The organism is Pseudomonas sp. EL_65y_Pfl1_R83 (assembly GCF_963970695.1).
GTDB classification, from domain to species: Bacteria; Pseudomonadota; Gammaproteobacteria; order Pseudomonadales; family Pseudomonadaceae; genus Aquipseudomonas; species Aquipseudomonas tritici.
On record NZ_CAXAQI010000009.1, the window covers coordinates 47,199 to 65,169 of the forward strand.

Genomic DNA, 17,971 nt, shown 5'->3' on the forward strand with positions numbered 1-17,971 from the left:
TGGGCGCAAAGTCTAACAGGGCAGGGCGCAATGAATAAGAGCAATTATCGTTTAGTGGCATCCCGATTCATTCCCGCTAGAATGACCGCACATTTTTCTCTGGAGGTGGCCAATGCAGGCTCTCGACGCTTTGCTCAACCGTGTTTCCGTGCCGCGCTTGCTGGAACCGGCCCCGACCCAGGAGCAGCGCGACGTGCTGTTCGCCGCCGCCATGCGGGCGCCCGACCACGGGCAGTTGCGCCCTTGGCGTTTCCTGACGGTGGAAGGCGCCGCCCGCGAGCAAATGGGCACGTTGCTGGCTGAGGCGGCGCGCCTGCAAGACGCTGAAGCGCCGCAAGCCGCCATCGACAAAGCCCAGAATGGCCCGCTGCGTGCGCCGTTGGTCGTGGTGGTGATTGCCCACTTGCAGGAACATTTCAAGGTGCCGAAGTCCGAGCAACTGCTGGCTGCGGCCTGCGCTGCCCATGGGATCCTGTTGGCGGCCTACGCCCAGGGGATTGGTGCGGTGTGGCGCACTGGCGAATTGTCCTACTCGGCGCACGTTGCTAAAGGCCTGGGGCTGACGGCGGATGAGGAAGTGATTGGTTTCCTGTATCTGGGTACGCCGCAAAATCCGCCGCGTACTGCGCCGAAAGAGGATGTGGCGGCGTTTGTTCAAGCCTGGCCCGGTCGTTAAGTCGCTGCAAATCTGCTTTATGTGGGAGCTGGCTTGCCTGCGATGGCGGTGGGTCAGTCAATGATGTGTTGCTGATGCACCGCCATCGCGGGCAAGCCCGCTCCCACAGAGGGCGTCTTTGAATTTGGCTCGAATGCAGGGGCGCCACTCAGCGCTATGTCTGAAACATCGGTGTCATAAATCAATTCATGCGCGGTAGGTGAATGCCTAGAGGCAGCGTTATGTGGGGTGTGTAAGCCGTTCCGGGCGTGACCAGATCCACAGGTTGCCCAGGCTCATGCCGGCAATCGCCAGGTAGATCGGCCAGCCGTGGTCGAGTATCGCCAGCATCAGAATCGCGCAGAGCAGCATGCTCACGGTGGCGCTGACCTTGGCCCGCCGCGTGATGATCTTGCCGTTGCGCCAGTTGGACAGGATCGGCCCGAACAGCCGGTGGTTTTCCAGCCAGGCGCTAAGGCGCGGCGAACTTTTGGTGGCGGCCCAGGCGGCCAACAGGATGAATTCGGTGGTGGGCAAACCCGGGATGACGATCGCCACCAATCCGATGCCCAGGCTGACGTAGGCCAGCAGGCCAAAGAGGATCTGCGCGATTTTCGAGGTGGATTGGGGTTTGCGGGTCATGGTGAAGCTTATCTGGTAGGGAAAATGCGAATTATCTGAGCTGGAATGCAATCAAGTGTGGGAGCTGGCTTGCCTGCGATAGCTGTGTGTCAGTCACTGCATCTATACCTGACGCACCGCTATCGCAGGCAAGCCAGCTCCCACATTGATCCGGTTCTACCGGAACATTACGCCAGTTCAGGGGCGCTAGCGTACGCCTGTTCCAGCAAGATGGTGAAGCGTACAAACGCGTCGACCGCGCCTTTTTCCACTGCGGCTTCCTCTTCGGCGCTGAACGCCAAGGCGTCGAGGGTGCGGGTGAAGCGCTTCCAGCCTTCGGCACGACCGCCGGCCGGTTCACCCAAGTGGCGGGCACCGAAGGTTTCGCTCAGGCCCAGGCCCACGGCGCGCTTGATCAGGAACGCAGCGCCCAGCTTGGAACCCTCGGAAACGAACAGCCAGCCGAGGGCTTCGGCCTTGCTCGGGTTCTTCACGGCGCCAGCCACCGGCGCAGGCACTTCGGTGTCCAGGTCGGCCAGGTCCTGCTTGGCGGCGTCGGCACGGCAGCGCTCCGCCAGGTCCGGCACGATCTTGATCAGTTCGGCATCGTTGTAAAGGGCCACCAATTCCGACTGGAACAGATACTGCGCCACCACGAAACGCGCGAAGTTGGCCTGGGTCTCGAACGGCGCGTGGGCTTTGACCAATGCGTCGAGCTTGGTGTGCGGCTCGTTCGTGATCTGGTTCAGGCGCTGGGAGCGCAGGCTTGGACGTTCTGCGGTAGGAGAAGCGGTCATGAATAAGTCCTTGAGAAGGGGAGCGCCTTATTGCTCTTAAAGAGAGCGGTTATCAACTAGACGAACAAGAAGACGCGGCACAGTAAAAAATCCTCACCCCGGCGATGAAATTTCGACGAGGTGAGTGGTGCGGGTCAGATGTCCCAGACCACGTTGATCGCAACGTTGCGACCCGGCTGAGTCAGGCGGTCGAGGTTGGCGGGTGAGGTCACACCGGCCTCGCCGACACCGTCGTAGCTGCGCACGTCATCCCAGTTCCAGTACTTCTTGTCGGTCAGGTTGTAAAGACCACCGTTGAGGGTCACGTCGTGGGTGACCTTATAGAAGGCGGTCAGGTCGACAATGCCGAAGCCTGGGGTCTTGAAGGGGCCAGTGGTGCTGCCGTCAGGCGCATGGAAGGTGGTGCTGTCGACGCGATTCTGTTTTTTCACCAGGGTCCAGCTCAGCAGGCCACCGTAGTTGTCCTGGTCGTAGCCCAGGCCGAATACGCCCTTGAGCGGGTTGATGCTGTTGAGCGCCTCGCCATTATCGTCGTTGCGGCCATAGGTGTAGCCAACCGAACCCTGGGTGTACATGCCTTGCGGTGCGCCAAACGCGTCAAGGTTCAGGCGCCCTTTGGCTTCGATCCCCTTGATGGTGGCGTGCTTGATGTTGTTGGCTTCGAATTGCTGTGAGGTGCTGCCGGCGACGGAGGCGTCCTCGTCGATAAAATCGCGGTATTTGTTGTAGAACACGGCGATATCAAACGAACCGGAGTCGAAGTTGCCACGAATCCCGGTTTCCACGCCCTTGCTGCTTTCCGGCTTGAGGTCCGGGTTGGGCTCGACGGTGTAGCCCTGCTGCAGGTTTTCGAAGCGGCCGTACAAGGCTTTGGCAGACGGTGTGCGGAAGCCTTCAGCGTATTGACCAAACCAGGTGTAGTGATCGGTCAGCGCGTAGGTCAGGCCGAATTTGGGCGTCACACGGTGCCAGGTTTTTTCCTTGTCACTGTGGGCGTAGATCCGCGTCGGGTCGACGGTGTTGAGGAACGCTTCAGTTAACTTGGGCTTGAGTTGGGTGTAGTCATAGCGCACCGCGGGCAGGAAGGTCCACTTGTCCCAAGTGATCTGGTCCTGCGCGAACAGCGAGTAAGTGTTGATAGTCGGGTCCGGGAAGTCGCTGGCTTTTTTCACGCTGTCGCTGGCCATCGGGCTGGGTGCGCCGATGGCCGTGCAACCGCTGCCGACCGCCAGGCAGGTGGCGGCGCCTTCGCGGGAGCCGGTGACTTTCTGTTGTTTGAGGGTGGTGCCATAGGTCAGTTGGTGATCGGTTTCACCCAGGCTGAAGGTCTTATCCAGCTGTGCGTCGAACACCCACTGTTTTTCTTCATAAAGGGTTTCGCGGGTGCGCAATACACGCCGTGATGGCTGGTAGATCTCGGCGGTGGTCTGGTCGGTCTTGGCGATCTGGTAGTTGAGGCTGGTCTTGATGTGATCGGCAATCGGCGATTCGAGGGCGAAGCGGTTTTCGATACCGAAACGTTCACGGGTGATGGTGTCGTTGCCCGACCGCGCCCGGTAGAAGTTGAAGCCGCGCCCGCCTGTGAACGGGCCGCCCACGGCATTCTTGAGGTTGACGTCGCGATCGTCCTTGAACTTCTCGTAAGTCAGGCCCAGTCGGTTGTCATCGCCATAATTCCAACCGAGCTTGGCCAGCACGTTAGTGGTGCGCGCATCCTCGGGGTTGGCACCGGTACGCGCCAGGCCCGTGGCGTTGTTGCCGTCGTAGGATTCCATTTCGTGACCATTACGCTGGCTCAGGTGCAGCAAGCCGTCGAAGTCCTGTACGCGCCCGGCGACGGTGGCGGAGGTCAACCAGCTCTCGTCGGCGGAGCTGTAGCCGGTCTTCAGGCGGGCGCCGACGTCCTGGCCGGGCTTGATGATGTCATCCGGGTCGAGGGTGAAATAGCTGACGGCGCCACCAATGGCGCTGCTGCCATACAGGGCCGAGGCCGGGCCGCGCAGGATTTCCACGCGCTTGACGATTTCCGGGTCCACGTAATTGCGGCGGGTCTTCGCGTAAGGGCCGTTGAAGAAATTGTCCGGCACTTCCACGCCATCCACCTGGGTGAGGATGCGGTCGCCGTCAATGCCACGAATGTTGTAGCCCGAGTTGCTCGCCCGGCCGCCGGCGCCGCCCACTGAGACGTTGGGCTCGTAACGCACTAGCTCGCGAAGTGTGTTCACGTTCTGGCGGTCCAGCTCCTCACGTTCATACACGCTGACGCTGCTCGGCACGCTATTTACATCCTGCTCGTTACGGGTGGCGCTGATAGTCACCTGCTGCAGGTTGAGGGTGCTTCCCGCTGCGCGCTTTTCCAGGACGATGTTGTTGTTGCCCAGTTTGCGGTAGCTCAAGTTGGTCCCCACCAACAGCCGATCCAGGGCTTTTTCCGGCGACAACGGGCCGCGTGCGCCAGGGGACGATACGCCCTGGCCGAGTTCCGCTGGCAGGCCGACTTGCCAACCGGTTACGGCGGTAAAGGCGTTGAGTGCCGAGACCAGCGGCTGCTGCTCGATGCTGAAGGTGTAGTTGCCATGGCTGCGCGGCGCAGGTTCGGCAGCAGCGGCCGTCATCACTGGCGCAGCGGCCAGTAGGATAGCCGCTGTCAGCAAGGACAGGACGGGCGAGGAGGACCGGCGGTTGAAACAAGAGGACATCGAGAGCGCTCCGGGATACGAATCTTATAGTTGCGAACCGAGACAAATAAGAATCAGTTGCATTGGCTAAGACGAGACGTACCACCGACAGCTATCGAGTAAAAATAATTCTCATTTAGTTCAAGATCACCAGCGCCGGGTATTCCGACAGCTTGGCCGAGGTGATGTGAGCCAGTGAACGCACGACGTCCAGGGGCTGGTCGAGGCGGTAATTGCCGGTGACGGCGACGCTGGCGAGCCGGTCGTTGGTGTTGACGATCCAGCCGGGGTAATAGCGGCGCAGTTCGGCGAGCACTTCGCTCATCGGACAGTTTTCGAAGATCAGCCGGCCTTGTACCCAGGCCAGGTCTTTGTTGGCGTCCAGCTTGGCAGGCTGGCCGAAGCCGTTGGGCCCGATGCGGATACTTTCACCGGCGCTCAGGCGCACGCGGGCATCGTCGAAGGTATTGCTCAGGTCGACATCGCCGCGCTGCACTTGCACTTGGGCTTCACCGTTGAGGTAGCGCACGGCGAAAGTGGTGTCGCGTACGCTGGCACGTACGGGGCCGGCGTCGATTTCCAGGGGCAGGCCATGACTGGGCACGACGTCGAAAAACGCCTCGCCCTGATACAGGCGGGCGATGCGCTGGTGGTCCTTGATGCTGCTGGAAAACGCCGAGTTGGTGTTGAGCAACACCTTCGAACCGTCGTCCAATTGCAGGCGCTGGCGTTCGCCCACCACGGTGAGGTGGTCAGCTTGCAGACGTACCGGCAGGTCGCTGAAGCTGAACAGGCCGATCAACAGCACGGCGGCGGTGGCCAACGGTTTCCAATGCGGTTTGACCCGGCGCCAGGCGCTGGGCTTGCGTGGCACGGCCAGGGCAACGGCGGCGCTGTGTACCGGCGCGCCACCCCAGGCTGCCTGGGCCTTGCCGAAGGCGCGGACGTGAGCCGGGTCACGCGTCAGCCAGGCTTCAAATTCGGCCTGCTGCCCGGGCTGCGGGCACTGCAAGGCGATCAGCCAGTCGAGGGCTTGGTCCATAGCCGTGTCTTGCAACACCTCATGAGCCAGCTCATGGGGCCGCAGTTTATTCGGGTCCGTCACGGTGTTCCTCGGGTCTTCGCCACGTTCTATTCAACTTTCGTACAGCCTGTGCCTACGCTTCTGTCGGGTGAAGCTTAAGGCCGATCCAGCCGTTCAGCCACACCTACACAGATGGCCATGATCAATTTCAGTTCCTTTTGCACGGTGCTCAAGGACACGTGCAACTGATCAGCAATCTGCTGGTAGCTGCAACCATGCAGGCGGCTGAGGATGAAAATCTGCTGCTGACGGGCGCTCAACTGGCCCAGGCTGACGCTCAGGGCCTCAAGCATTTGCTCGGCCTGGGTGGCGTCCTCGGGTGTACTGATAGGGGCGGCGACGCTTTGCAGAACGTCCAGCGGGACATCTTCCTGCAACGTGCGGGCCTGGATCCGACGCGCGCGCAGGTGATCCAGCGCCAGGTTGCGCGCCGTCTGATAGACAAAAGGTTCAAGGTGATCGATCGGCCGCTCGCTCAGGGCCCGGGTGACGCGCAGGTAGGTTTCCTGCAACAGGTCCTCGGCGGTGCTGTGATTATTCACCATCCGCTGCAAGGTGCGAAGCAGAATCACCCGTTGGGTGAGAAAGACATGGTTGAAGCGAGATTGGCTCACAGTGATACCAGACCGATATGCAGTTAATGATAATGCTTATCATCAACTCAAATGGCAAGGGGCACTTTGAGCGGTTTTGCACAGGACAAGTGTGGGAGCGAGCAAGCCCGCTCCCACACAAGCCCACTCCCACTGGATTACTCGGCGTTGCACAGCGCCAGGCAGTTATCCAGCATACGGTTGGAGAAGCCCCACTCGTTGTCGTACCACGCCAGCACTTTCAGCAACTTGCCACTGACCTTGGTGTGATTGGCATCGAAGATCGACGACAGCGGGTTGTGGTTGAAGTCACTGGAAACCAGCGGCAGGGTGTTGTAGCCGAGGATCTTCGAGTGCTGGCTGGCTTCTTTGAGCAGCGCGTTGACCTGTTCGGCAGTGGCTTCTTTCTTCAGCTGTACGGTGAGGTCCACCAGCGACACGTTGATCACCGGCACCCGCACGGCCATGCCGGTCAGTTTGCCCGCCAGTTCCGGCAGCACCAGGCCGACCGCTTCAGCCGCGCCGGTCTTGCTCGGTATCATGTTCTGGGTGGCCGAACGCGCGCGGTACGGGTCGGTGTGGTAGACGTCGGTGAGGTTCTGGTCGTTGGTGTAGGCGTGAATCGTGGTCATCAGGCCGCTTTCGATACCCAGCTCGCGGTGCAGCACTTGGGCCACAGGCGCCAGGCAGTTGGTGGTGCACGAGGCGTTGGAGATGATCTGGTGGGATTGACGCAAAATGTCGTGGTTCACGCCGTAGACCACAGTGGCGTCCGCGCCCTTGGCCGGTGCAGAGATGATCACCTTGCGCGCGCCAGCAGTAATATGGGCGGCAGCCTTGTCCCGGTCAGTGAACAGACCGGTGCATTCGAACACCACGTCGATCTTGTGTGCAGCCCATGGCAGGTCGGCCGGGTTGCGAATGGCACTGACGGCAATCCGGTCACCATTGACGGTCAGGCTTTCCTGATCGTGTGCGACCTCTGCTTCGAAAGTGCCATGCACGGTGTCGTATTTGAGCAGGTGGGCGTTGATCGAACTGTCGCCCAGATCATTGATGGCGACGATCTGCAAATCCTGGCGGTAGCCTTGGGTATACAGTGCGCGCAGGACATTACGGCCGATACGGCCAAAACCATTGATTGCGATACGAAGAGTCATTGGAGAGTGCCTGTCGTCGATTTGTTGTAAGAATTACAAGATTATTCGCATAAAAATAGAAAACAAGCCTTTTTAGTGGCAATATTTTGTTCAATCTACAACGAGTGACCTGAATCAACTGGTCCGATGATCCAAATGCCTACCTGCCATCCCATGCGCTGCGGGCGTTTGATCAACCCAGGAACGAGGGTCGCCACATCCGTTAGCCTGGAGTTCTACACATGCATCCCCGCGTTCTTGAGGTCACCGAACGGCTTATCGCCCGCAGCCGCGTCACTCGCGAGGCTTACCTTGCGCTCATTCGCGGTGCAGCCATCGACGGTCCGATGCGCGGTAAGCTGCAATGCGCCAACTTCGCCCACGGCGTGGCCGGTTGCGGCACTGAAGATAAAAATAGCCTGCGTATGATGAATGCCGCCAACGTGGCAATTGTTTCGTCATATAACGACATGCTCTCGGCGCATCAGCCGTACGAACACTTCCCGGAACAGATCAAAAAAGCCCTGCGCGAAGTCGGTTCGGTCGGCCAGTTCGCCGGTGGCACCCCCGCCATGTGCGACGGCGTGACTCAAGGCGAGCCAGGTATGGAGCTGAGCCTGCTCAGCCGTGAAGTGATTGCCATGTCCACGGCGGTAGCGCTGTCCCACAACATGTTTGACGCGGCGCTGATGCTCGGCATCTGCGACAAGATCGTCCCCGGCCTCATGATGGGCGCACTGCGCTACGGCCACCTGCCGATGATCTTCGTCCCGGGCGGCCCGATGCCGTCGGGCATCTCCAACAAACAGAAAGCCGATGTGCGCCAGCGCTATGCCGAAGGCAAGGCGACCCGCGAAGAGCTGCTGGAATCGGAGATGAAGTCCTACCACAGCCCTGGCACCTGCACCTTCTATGGCACTGCCAACACCAACCAATTGCTGATGGAAGTGATGGGCCTGCACTTGCCGGGCGCCTCGTTCGTCAACCCGTACACGCCGCTGCGTGACGCACTGACCCGCGAAGCCGCGCACCAGGTCACGCGCCTGACCAAGGCCAACGGCAGCTTCACGCCGATCGGCGAGATCGTCGACGAGAAGTCCATCGTCAACTCCATCGTCGCCCTCAACGCCACCGGCGGTTCCACCAACCACACGCTGCACATGCCGGCTATCGCCATGTCGGCGGGCATTATTCTCACCTGGCAGGACATGGCCGACCTCTCCGAGGTGGTGCCGACCCTGTCCCACGTGTATCCGAACGGCAAGGCGGACATCAACCACTTCCAGGCGGCGGGCGGCATGTCGTTCCTGATCCGTGAACTGCTTGAAGCCGGCCTGCTCCATGAAGACGTCAACACCGTGGCTGGCAAGGGCCTGAGCCGTTATATCCAGGAACCGTTCCTGGTGGATGGCGAGCTGGTCTGGCGCGACGGTCCGATCGAAAGCCTCGACGAAACCATCCTGCGCCCCGTGGCCCGTGCATTCTCGCCGGAAGGTGGTTTGCGTGTGATGGAAGGCAACCTCGGCCGCGGTGTGATGAAAGTCTCTGCTGTAGCCCCAGAGCACCAGATCGTCGAAGCGCCGGCGGTGGTGTTCCAGGATCAGCAGGACCTGGCCGATGCGTTCAAGGCCGGTCAGTTGGAAAAAGATTTCGTCGCGGTAATGCGCTTCCAGGGCCCGCGCTCCAACGGCATGCCCGAGCTGCACAAGATGACGCCGTTCCTGGGTGTACTGCAGGACCGTGGTTTCAAGGTGGCATTGGTGACAGACGGGCGTATGTCCGGCGCGTCGGGTAAGATTCCCGCCGCGATTCACGTCAACCCCGAAGCCCAAAGCGGCGGGCCGCTGGCGCGGGTGCGCGATGGCGATATCATTCGTGTGGATGGCGTTACCGGCACCTTGGAGCTTAAGGTGGACGCCGAAGCATTTGCAGCGCGCACGCCTGCCACGGGCCTTCTGGGCAATAACGTGGGGGCCGGTCGTGAGCTGTTTGCATTTATGCGCTTGGCCGCAAGCTCCGCAGAGCAGGGCGCCAGCGCCTTTACCTCTGCCCTGGAGACGCTTAAGTGAAGCTAGCGCTGGTCGGTGATATCGGTGGAACCAACGCGCGTTTCGCGTTGTGGCGGGACCAGGCGTTGCATTCGATCCGCGTGCATGCCACGGCGGATCATTCCAGCCCCGAAGAGGCGATCAAGGTTTATCTCAAGGAAGAAGGCCTGGAAATCGGTGACATCGGTGCGGTGTGCCTGTCGGTGGCCGGGCCGGTCAGTGGGGATGAATTTAAATTCACCAACAATCACTGGCGCCTGAGCAAGACCGCTTTCTGTAAAGCCTTGCAGGTGGATGAGCTGCTACTGGTCAACGACTTCTCGGCCATGGCCTTGGGCATGACGCGCTTGCAGCCCGACGAGTTTCGTGTGGTCTGCGAAGGCACGCCGGAGCCGTTGCGCCCGGCGGTGGTGATTGGTCCTGGCACCGGCCTGGGTGTTGGCACATTGCTGGATTTGGGCGGCGGGCGTTTCGCCGCATTGCCGGGCGAGGGCGGCCATGTCGACCTGCCTTTGAGCAGCCCGCGGGAAACCCAGTTGTGGCAGCACATCTACAACGAGATCGGCCACGTCAGCGCCGAAACCGCCTTGAGCGGAGGCGGCTTGCCGCGCCTGTATCGAGCGATTTGTGCAGTGGACGGGCACCCTCCGGTGCTGGACACGCCCGAAGCCATCACGGCGGCAGGCCTGGCCGGCGACCCGGTGGCGATGGAAGTGTTAGACCAGTTCAGCATCTGGCTGGGCCGAGTAGCCGGCAACAACGTGCTGACCACCGGCGGGCGAGGTGGCGTGTACATCGTGGGCGGCGTGATACCGAGGTTTGCCGACTTCTTTATCAGCAGCGGTTTCGCCAAGAGCTTCGCGGACAAAGGCTGCATGAGCGACTACTTCAAGGGCATTCCGGTGTGGTTGGTGACAGCCCCGTATTCTGGATTGACCGGGGCTGGCGTGGCTTTGGAGCAGGCGTTTGCGTAGGCCGTGATGGCCCCATTGCGAGCAAGTCGAAGGGGCCCTTGAGAGCAACAAATGACTTAAGCTTGGCCATAACAACAAGGAGGACCCCGTGAGCGTAATCAGTAAATCCATTCTCCTCGTCGACGACGACCAGGAAATCCGCGAGTTGCTGCAGACCTACCTCAGTCGCGCCGGTTTCCAGGTGCGTGGCGTGCCGGATGGCGCGGGGTTCCGCCAGGCGATGAACGAGGCGCCGTGCGACCTGGTCATCCTTGATGTGATGTTGCCGGACGAAGACGGTTTCAGCCTCTGCCGCTGGATCCGCCAGCACCCGCGCCAGGCGCAGGTGCCGATCATCATGCTCACTGCCAGCTCTGACGAAGCCGACCGCGTGATCGGCCTGGAGCTGGGAGCCGATGACTACATCGGCAAACCCTTCAGCCCCCGTGAGCTGCAGGCGCGGATCAAAGCGCTATTGCGCCGTTGCCAGTTTGGCCAGGAACGCAGCGTAGGCGGGGATGTGCTGGTGTTTGATGAGTGGCGCCTGGACATGATCAGCCACCGGCTGTTTCATGTGGATGGCGAAGAAGTGATCCTCTCCGGTGCCGACTTTGCCCTGCTCAAATTGTTTCTCGACCACCCCCAACAGATCCTCGACCGTGACACCATCGGCAACGCCACCCGTGGTCGCGACTTGATGCCGCTGGACCGTATCGTCGACATGGCTGTCAGCCGCCTGCGCCAACGCCTGCGCGATACCGAAAAACCCCCGAGGCTGATCCGCACCGTGCGCGGCAGCGGTTATCAACTGGCAGCCAGCGTGGTTGCCGGCAATGCCCACTGAACATGTGACCGAGCGCCGCCGCCGTTTCCCGGTGCCACGCTCGCTGCTGGGGCGCATGCTGCTACTGACGCTGCTGGCAGTGTTGTTTGCCCAGGCGCTGTCCAGCGTGATCTGGGTGTCGCAGTTGCGCGCCACCCAGCTCGAGGGCCTGGTCACCAGTGCCCGCAGCCTGGCGCATTCGATGACCGCCAGCGTGAGCTACTTCCGTTCGTTGCCGGTGGCGTACCGCCCGTTGGTCCTGGATCAATTGCGCAGCATGGGCGGCACCCGTTTCGTGGTCACCCTCAACGACCGACCGCTGGACATGGAGGTCTTGCCGCAGACCCCGCGCAAGCAGGCCGTGCTGGTGGCCGTGGATGAAGTGCTGCGCCAGACCCTCGGTGCCGACGTGCACATCTCGGTGGAGTTCGTCAGCACCGAAGACCTGCGCATCTTCAACGCCGGCCTGAAACTCGACGAATTGCCGCGCTCCTGGGCGCATTACGCGTTGACCCTGGAACCGGTGAATCCGCCCGTGTTGGTGACCCAGATCCAACTCGCCCCGGGCGAATGGCTGTACATCGCTTCGCTGCTGCCCGAGCCCTACACCAGTCTTGAAGAACAAGGCCTGCCGTCCCAGCAAGTGTGGTTTATCGTGCTGACCAGCGGTTTCCTGCTGCTGTTTATCGGCTTGTTGGTGCACTGGCAGAGTCGGCCCCTCAAACGCCTGGCGAGGGCGGCGCGGGATATGTCCTTGGGGGCTGACGTAGAGCCGGTAGCCGAAGGCGGCGGCAGCGAAGTGGTGGAAGTGGGCCGTGCGTTCAACGCGATGCGCGAACGTATCAGCCGCTACCTGACCGAGCGCAGCCAGTTGTTCAGCGCCATTTCCCATGATTTGCGCACACCGATTACCCGTCTGCGCCTGCGCGTGGAACTGCTTGAGGACGAAAACCTGCAAACCAAATTCGGCCGAGATCTTGATGAATTAGAGTTGCTGGTGAAAGGCGCGCTGCAATGCGTGAAAGACACCGATATTCACGAAAATATCGAGCCGGTGGACCTGAACCACGTGCTCGACTGCCTGGTGGAACCGTACCTGGCGCCGAACGGCAATGGGCGCGTCACCCAGCATGGCCGTGCACTGACCCCTTATCCCGGCAAGCCGCTGGCGCTCAAACGTTGCATCGGCAACCTGATCGACAACGCGTTGAAATACGGGCAGAACGCGCATTTGCACATCGAGGATGATGGCTCGGAGTTCGTTCTGCACGTGGATGACGAGGGGCCTGGGGTTCCGGAGCAGCGGCTGGAGCAAGTGTTTGAACCGCACTTTCGTCTGGCCGGGCACCAGCAGGGTTACGGCTTGGGATTAGGGATTGCGCGCAATATTGCCCACAGCCATGGCGGTGAAGTCAGTTTGCAGAACCTGCGTGAGGGCGGGTTGCGCGTGACTCTTCAACTGCCTCGCGGCCTCGACTGAATAAACGCGGATCCCACACGTTGATCTCCATCCGGTCAGATGCTTTGGCGCAATCTAGCCAAATCCCTCAATGGCGGCGCCCCAAACAACCGGCTGTATTCGCGGCTGAACTGTGACGCGCTCTCATACCCCACGCGATATCCCGCCGCCGACGCCTCGAGCCCCTCGGCAATCATCAACCGCCGCGCTTCCTGCAAGCGCAACTGTTTCTGGTATTGCAACGGGCTCATGGCTGTAATTGCCTTGAAGCGGTGGTGCAAGGTCGAGACGCTCAGGTTCACTTCCCTGGCCAAGTCGTCGATGCGCAGCGGTTGCTCGTAGTTGCTGTTCAACCACTTGATCGCCTGGCTCACTCGGTGGCTCTGGCTGTTGGCCACGGCAATTTCATACAACCGATAGCCCTGCGGACCCCGTAACAGGCGATAAAGAATTTCCCGATTGATCAGCGGCGCAAGCATGGCGATGTCTTTGGGCGTATCCAGCAACCGCGCCAGGCGCAGCACCGCGTCGAGTAACTGGTTGTCGATGCGGTCGACGTACATGCCGCGGGAGGTCGGGCGCGACGGCACACCCATCGGGCCGGCTTCCGCGATCAGCGCAGTGAGTTGGGCCGGGTCGATGTTGATCCTGATCGACAGGTTGGGGTCTTGCGGCGTGGCCTCCATGATCCGGCCAGCCACCGGCATCGCTACCGAGAACACCAGGTAATTGAGCGGGTCGTAGGCGAACACTTCATCCGCGAGGCGTACTTCCTTGCTGCCGCTGGCCAGAATGCACAGGGCCGGCTCCACCAGTACCGGCATGAAGTCGCGCGGTGCATTGTGGCGGTTCAGGTACAGCGAGGTGATTGCCGTACCGTATGAGCCGTCTTCCCAGGTATGCCGCTGCACAATGCTCGCCAGTTCGGCGCGCTGCTTTTCCATCTCGGCATCGAGGGGGAGGGATCGGGGTTCGGGCGACGGCATGGGGCGTCCTCTACAGGCTACTTCGATGGGATCAGCTTAGCGGCGGCTGTGCAAACAGTGTTACGTCGATTCTGCACAATCCTTGCCTGATCCTGCGGCACACCGTGAATCAGGCAATCGTGGGGACTGTCATCTCCCTGAAACAAGGCGGTTGCCCTTGGAATAAATGCCGGGGCCAAACGTCCTATCTGCGCTTCTCGCAGGATTGTGCAATAAGCCAGCAGGAATCGACTAACCGCGCCCGCACCTGCGCCGTTATCGTTGATCCTGTGGCAACACGCCCCCACAGTGCTTGCCGAGCATCACTTCTCAACGGGAGAGTCGAACATGTCCACCCCCATTCCCGCGAGCCATATGGCCTTTATCCGCGCCCGCACCGGGTGCAGCACCGAACTCGGTGCACGCTTGAGCAGTTTGATCGAACCGGGCCGCCAGGCTCAGGGTTGCCTGCAATTCTCGTTGCAGCGTTCCCAGGTCGACCCCGATGTCTGGCTGGTCTCGGGCTTTTGGAGCAGCGAGCAGGCGATGAGCGCCTACTTCAATTCTCCGGCCCTGATGATTTTTACCGAGCTGTTGAACGACAGGGTGGTTCGCAGCATGGACTTCCAGACCTTTACCGATGCCTCAGCCGCCAATGCCTATGGCGAGTACCTGCAACTCGCCGGTTAGGGTTTAGAATGGCCGACTTTCCATTGGCCAGGACCTGCAACATGGCACGTAAACAATTTGCTCAACACGAAGCCGTTTCCGCCGTCGTACCCGGAGAAGGTGGCTACAGCGCCGCCGTTGCCGTCAAGGCACTCGATGGCATGGGCGCACCTCGGTTTCACAAGATCCTTGATGGACAGACGTTCAAGACGGCTTCCGATGCTGATGATGCGGCCACTGTGCAATTGGAGCGATTGGTCGATGTCGATGAAGACGGTCAGCTGAGTTGGGCAACTGCCGAAAACTAGAGCGCGCTGCCGCTCCCACATTTAGACCGCAGGCCAATCAGGGTTTTGTGGCACCAGGGCGATACATCTTGAACAGCGCCTCCGGCCCTAGCTGGAAGTAATCTGCCGGCCCGCCGCCACGCAAAATCGGCTCGGCGGCGGCGGTGTCATAGATGCCATCCTTGAGCAGCCACTTGGCGATATGCACCGCGACCACCTCGCCCAGCACCAGCCAGCTCGGCACCAGCGCCTTGTCGGCACGTTGCAGTTGGATGATTTGCGTCACCTTGCACTCGAACGACACCGGGCTCTCGCCCACCCGTGGTACGCCAACGATCTTCGAAGCTACCGGCGTCAAGCCGGACAACTCGAATTCGTTTACCTCTGGCGATACGGCGGCGCAGCTCTGGTTCATCTGCTCGGCCAACGGGCGGGTCGCCAGGTTCCACACAAACTCGCCGGTCTGCTCGATGTTGTTCAGGCTGTCTTTGCGCCCGACGCTGGAAAACCCAATGATCGGCGGAATGTAGTTGAACGCATTGAAGAAGCTGTAGGGCGCCAGGTTCAGGCGGCCTGCGCTGTCGTGCGACGAGATCCAGCCGATTGGCCGTGGACCAACGATGGCATTGAATGGGTCATGGGGCAGGCCGTGGCCGATGGCGGGTTCGTAGAAATGGATATCGTCAGACATGAGCCGGGGTTCCTGCTACGCAATTCTGGGAGGCAGTCATAGTGCAGCCCGTGGCAGCGAATTTCCATCAAGCCATGGAATTTTCATTCATCGCCCACCTATTTTTCACAGCGGTCCGTTCAGTCTGCGCTCAAGGTCGACATCCCTATAAGTCGGCCATCGAAAGACTGAGCTTCGGAGCCTTCTACTTATGAATAAACTTCCTCAGATCACCCTGGCGTTCTGGGTCATGAAAATCTGCGCAACCACCTTGGGCGAAACCGCCGGGGACTTGTTGTCGATGACCCTAAATGTCGGTTACGCGATCAGTTCGATGATTTTGATCAGCGTGTTCCTGGTCACCCTGGTGACGCAACTCTGGTCCAAAACCTACAACCCGGTGCTGTATTGGATCGTGATTTTGTCCACCAGTACTGCGGGTACCACGATGTCCGACTTCATGGACCGTACCCTGGGGCTGGGTTACGCCACGGGGTCGATGATCCTGATCGTGATCCTGATGATCATCTTTGCGTTGTGGCACCTCAGCGGTGACTCGCTGAACGTGAACAAGGTGCAGACCTTCCGGGGTGAGTTGTTCTATTGGATGGCGATCCTGTTCTCCAACACCCTGGGCACCGCATTGGGCGACTTCCTGGCGGATGATTCGGGTCTCGGCTTCGCCGGTGGTGCCTTGTTGATTGGCTCGACCATCGCTGCGGTGGTGGCGCTCAAGTACTTCACCCAAATCTCGTCGGTGTTGTTGTTCTGGGTGGCGTTTGTGTTGACCCGGCCGTTTGGTGCAACCCTGGGCGACTTCCTGACCAAGCCCCATGAAAAGGGCGGGCTGGATTTCGGCACCATTGGATCATCGGCGGTATTGGCGGCGGTGTTGGTGGTGATGATTGCCGGGGCGTCGTATGCGCAGCGGCGGTATGGGCGCAACGAGGTGGCGGAACTGTCCTGATTAACTCAGCGATATAAAACCAATATGGGAGGGGGCTTGCCCCCCTCCCACATGTTTAGTCGGTGGTAATCCGCGAATGCTTGCGCGTGTCTCTCATGGTCAAGTAGACCACCAGCGACACTGCAATACACGCCGTCACATACCAGTAGTAACCGGTTTCCATGCCGATGCTCTTGAACCACAGTGCGATGTATTCAGCGGTACCGCCGAAGATCGACACGGTCAGTGCATAGGGCAGGCCCACACCCAGTGCGCGGATTTCAGTCGGGAACAGCTCGGCCTTCACCACGGCGTTGATCGAGGTGTAACCGCTGACGATGATCAGTGCTGCCATGATCAGGAAGAACGCGCCCCACCAGCTCTGGATGGTGTGCAGGGTGGTGAGGATCGGCACGGTGAACAGGGTGCCGAGGATACCGAAGGCGATCAGGATTGGCCGACGGCCGACTTTATCCGACAGCCCGCCGACGATCGGTTGCAGGCACATGAACAGAAACAGCGTCGCCGCCGAGATGGTGGTGGAGTCGGAAATGCTCATGCCGACGGTGTTCACCAGGTATTTCTGCATGTAGGTGGTGTAGGTGTAGAAGGCCAGGGTGCCGCCCATGGTCAGGCCGACCACGGTCATCAGTTCCTTGGGGTGGCGCATCAAGGTGCGCATCGCGCTTTCCTTGGCTTTTTCCTTCTTGGTGAACGACTCGGTTTCTTCCATGCCGCGACGCAGGTACAGCGCGACGACTGCACACAGGGCGCCGATGGCGAACGGGATACGCCAGCCCCACGCGTACAACTGCTCGGTGGTCAGCACTTGCTGCAGCACGATCAGTACCGCCAGGGCGATGAGCTGGCCCGAGATCAGGGTTACGTACTGGAAGCTGGAGTAGAAACCACGACGTTCCTTGGTCGCCATCTCGCTGAGGTAAGTGGCGGAGGTACCGTATTCGCCCCCGACCGACAGCCCCTGCAGCAAGCGGGCAAACACCAGCAGGATCGGCGCACCGATACCAATCATTTCATAACCCGGGCTCAGGGCAATCAGCAGCGAGCCGAAGCACATCAAGTAGACCGAGGCCATCAGGGCCTTTTTACGCCCGACTTTGTCGGCGTACAGGCCCATCAGCCAGCCACCGATCGGGCGCATCAGGAAGCCGACGGCGAAGATCGCGGCAGTGTTGAGCAGTTGGGCGGTGGTGTCGCCTTTCGGGAAGAAGGCTTTGGCGAAGTACAGCGAGAAAGCGGCGTAGACGTACCAGTCGTACCACTCGACCATGTTGCCGACCGATCCGCTGAAAATCGATTTGATCCGGCTGGAAGTGGTGCGTGCTTTTGCCGGCGCAGCCGCCGACCCCAGAGGCAGGGAGTTGGAGTTATCCATTGAAGGATCCTTCATCTAATTGTTTTTGTGGAGCGTGCTTGAGCACTGCCTGGCTTGGGCTAAAGCAGGAGCTGTGCCAGGTAGATGAAGGCCCGGAATAGAAGGGTTACAGGGTTTTTTTGAGCGGAAAGTCGCTGATAATTTGCAGGTGATGAGCGGAAATCCGCTTATGGACACCGGCGTCATCG

The 17,971-nt window shown here is 60.4% G+C and carries 17 protein-coding genes; 8 read left to right on the forward strand and 9 right to left on the reverse strand.

The genetic code is table 11. From position 1 onward, the window contains the following. Positions 1-112 precede the first annotated feature (112 nt). Entirely contained in the window at positions 113-676 is a 564-nt protein-coding gene (locus AACY08_RS14690; protein WP_339417265.1) for an NAD(P)H nitroreductase, read from the forward strand. A gap of 219 nt (positions 677-895) precedes the next feature. Here AACY08_RS14690 and AACY08_RS14695 read toward each other — a convergent pair whose 3' ends face one another. The 6 genes from AACY08_RS14695 to gap all read right to left on the reverse strand — a co-directional run bounded on the left by AACY08_RS14695 (position 896) and on the right by gap (position 7,588). Further along, positions 896-1,297: a YbaN family protein gene (locus tag AACY08_RS14695; RefSeq protein WP_339438115.1), complete on the reverse strand. Its 402-nt coding sequence runs from the start codon at positions 1,295-1,297 to the stop codon at positions 896-898. Between the two features lie 167 nt (positions 1,298-1,464). Beyond that, positions 1,465-2,073 carry a biliverdin-producing heme oxygenase gene (locus tag AACY08_RS14700; RefSeq protein WP_339470088.1) on the reverse strand — a complete coding sequence of 203 codons (609 nt, stop codon included), beginning with the start codon at positions 2,071-2,073 and terminating at the stop codon, positions 1,465-1,467. 134 nt (positions 2,074-2,207) lie between these two features. Beyond that, entirely contained in the window at positions 2,208-4,772 is a 2,565-nt protein-coding gene (locus tag AACY08_RS14705) for a TonB-dependent receptor (RefSeq protein WP_339470090.1), read from the reverse strand. Positions 4,773-4,887: 115 nt separating this feature from the next. Continuing rightward, positions 4,888-5,856 carry a FecR family protein gene (locus tag AACY08_RS14710; RefSeq protein WP_339470091.1) on the reverse strand — a complete coding sequence of 323 codons (969 nt, stop codon included), beginning with the start codon at positions 5,854-5,856 and terminating at the stop codon, positions 4,888-4,890. 74 nt (positions 5,857-5,930) lie between these two features. Continuing rightward, on the reverse strand, positions 5,931-6,449 hold the full coding sequence (locus AACY08_RS14715) for an RNA polymerase sigma factor (protein ID WP_339470092.1): 519 nt from the start codon (positions 6,447-6,449) through the stop codon (positions 5,931-5,933). Positions 6,450-6,586: 137 nt separating this feature from the next. Then, the gene (gap, locus tag AACY08_RS14720) at positions 6,587-7,588 is read right to left on the reverse strand and encodes a type I glyceraldehyde-3-phosphate dehydrogenase (protein ID WP_049711713.1); all 1,002 of its coding nucleotides are present in this window, start codon (positions 7,586-7,588) and stop codon (positions 6,587-6,589) included. A 221-nt stretch (positions 7,589-7,809) separates the two neighbouring features. Here gap and edd point away from each other — a divergent pair, with 221 nt between their 5' ends. From edd to AACY08_RS14740, 4 genes are all read left to right on the forward strand, one after another. After that, positions 7,810-9,636, forward strand: a complete 1,827-nt coding sequence (gene edd / locus AACY08_RS14725; protein WP_339470094.1) for a phosphogluconate dehydratase — start codon at positions 7,810-7,812, stop codon at positions 9,634-9,636. Then, positions 9,633-10,589: a glucokinase gene (locus tag AACY08_RS14730; protein WP_339417253.1), complete on the forward strand. Its 957-nt coding sequence runs from the start codon at positions 9,633-9,635 to the stop codon at positions 10,587-10,589. Before edd ends, AACY08_RS14730 begins: the two co-directional genes overlap by 4 nt. Before the next feature lie 88 nt (positions 10,590-10,677). Then, entirely contained in the window at positions 10,678-11,412 is a 735-nt protein-coding gene (locus AACY08_RS14735) for a response regulator (RefSeq protein WP_025854798.1), read from the forward strand. A gap of 31 nt (positions 11,413-11,443) precedes the next feature. Then, positions 11,444-12,871: an ATP-binding protein gene (locus AACY08_RS14740; RefSeq protein ID WP_339470241.1), complete on the forward strand. Its 1,428-nt coding sequence runs from the start codon at positions 11,444-11,446 to the stop codon at positions 12,869-12,871. 35 nt (positions 12,872-12,906) lie between these two features. Here AACY08_RS14740 and AACY08_RS14745 read toward each other — a convergent pair whose 3' ends face one another. Continuing rightward, on the reverse strand, positions 12,907-13,836 hold the full coding sequence (locus AACY08_RS14745) for an AraC family transcriptional regulator (RefSeq protein ID WP_339470095.1): 930 nt from the start codon (positions 13,834-13,836) through the stop codon (positions 12,907-12,909). Positions 13,837-14,163: 327 nt separating this feature from the next. Between AACY08_RS14745 and AACY08_RS14750 the strand changes: the two genes are divergently transcribed. Then, entirely contained in the window at positions 14,164-14,505 is a 342-nt protein-coding gene (locus tag AACY08_RS14750; protein WP_339417250.1) for an antibiotic biosynthesis monooxygenase family protein, read from the forward strand. Between the two features lie 8 nt (positions 14,506-14,513). After that, positions 14,514-14,792, forward strand: coding sequence for a hypothetical protein (locus AACY08_RS14755; RefSeq protein WP_339470096.1), 279 nt, complete (start codon positions 14,514-14,516; stop codon positions 14,790-14,792). A 37-nt stretch (positions 14,793-14,829) separates the two neighbouring features. On the opposite strand, the gene AACY08_RS14760 is transcribed toward AACY08_RS14755, so the two are convergent. Further along, complete coding sequence (locus tag AACY08_RS14760; protein ID WP_339470098.1) at positions 14,830-15,462, reverse strand: flavin reductase family protein; 633 nt, start codon at positions 15,460-15,462, stop codon at positions 14,830-14,832. Between the two features lie 190 nt (positions 15,463-15,652). Between AACY08_RS14760 and AACY08_RS14765 the strand changes: the two genes are divergently transcribed. Continuing rightward, a complete protein-coding gene (locus AACY08_RS14765) occupies positions 15,653-16,408 on the forward strand; it encodes a COG4705 family protein (RefSeq protein WP_032890866.1) in 756 nt (251 codons plus the stop codon). A gap of 55 nt (positions 16,409-16,463) precedes the next feature. On the opposite strand, the gene AACY08_RS14770 is transcribed toward AACY08_RS14765, so the two are convergent. Further along, positions 16,464-17,783: an MFS transporter gene (locus AACY08_RS14770; RefSeq protein WP_339427478.1), complete on the reverse strand. Its 1,320-nt coding sequence runs from the start codon at positions 17,781-17,783 to the stop codon at positions 16,464-16,466. Positions 17,784-17,971 lie beyond the last annotated feature (188 nt).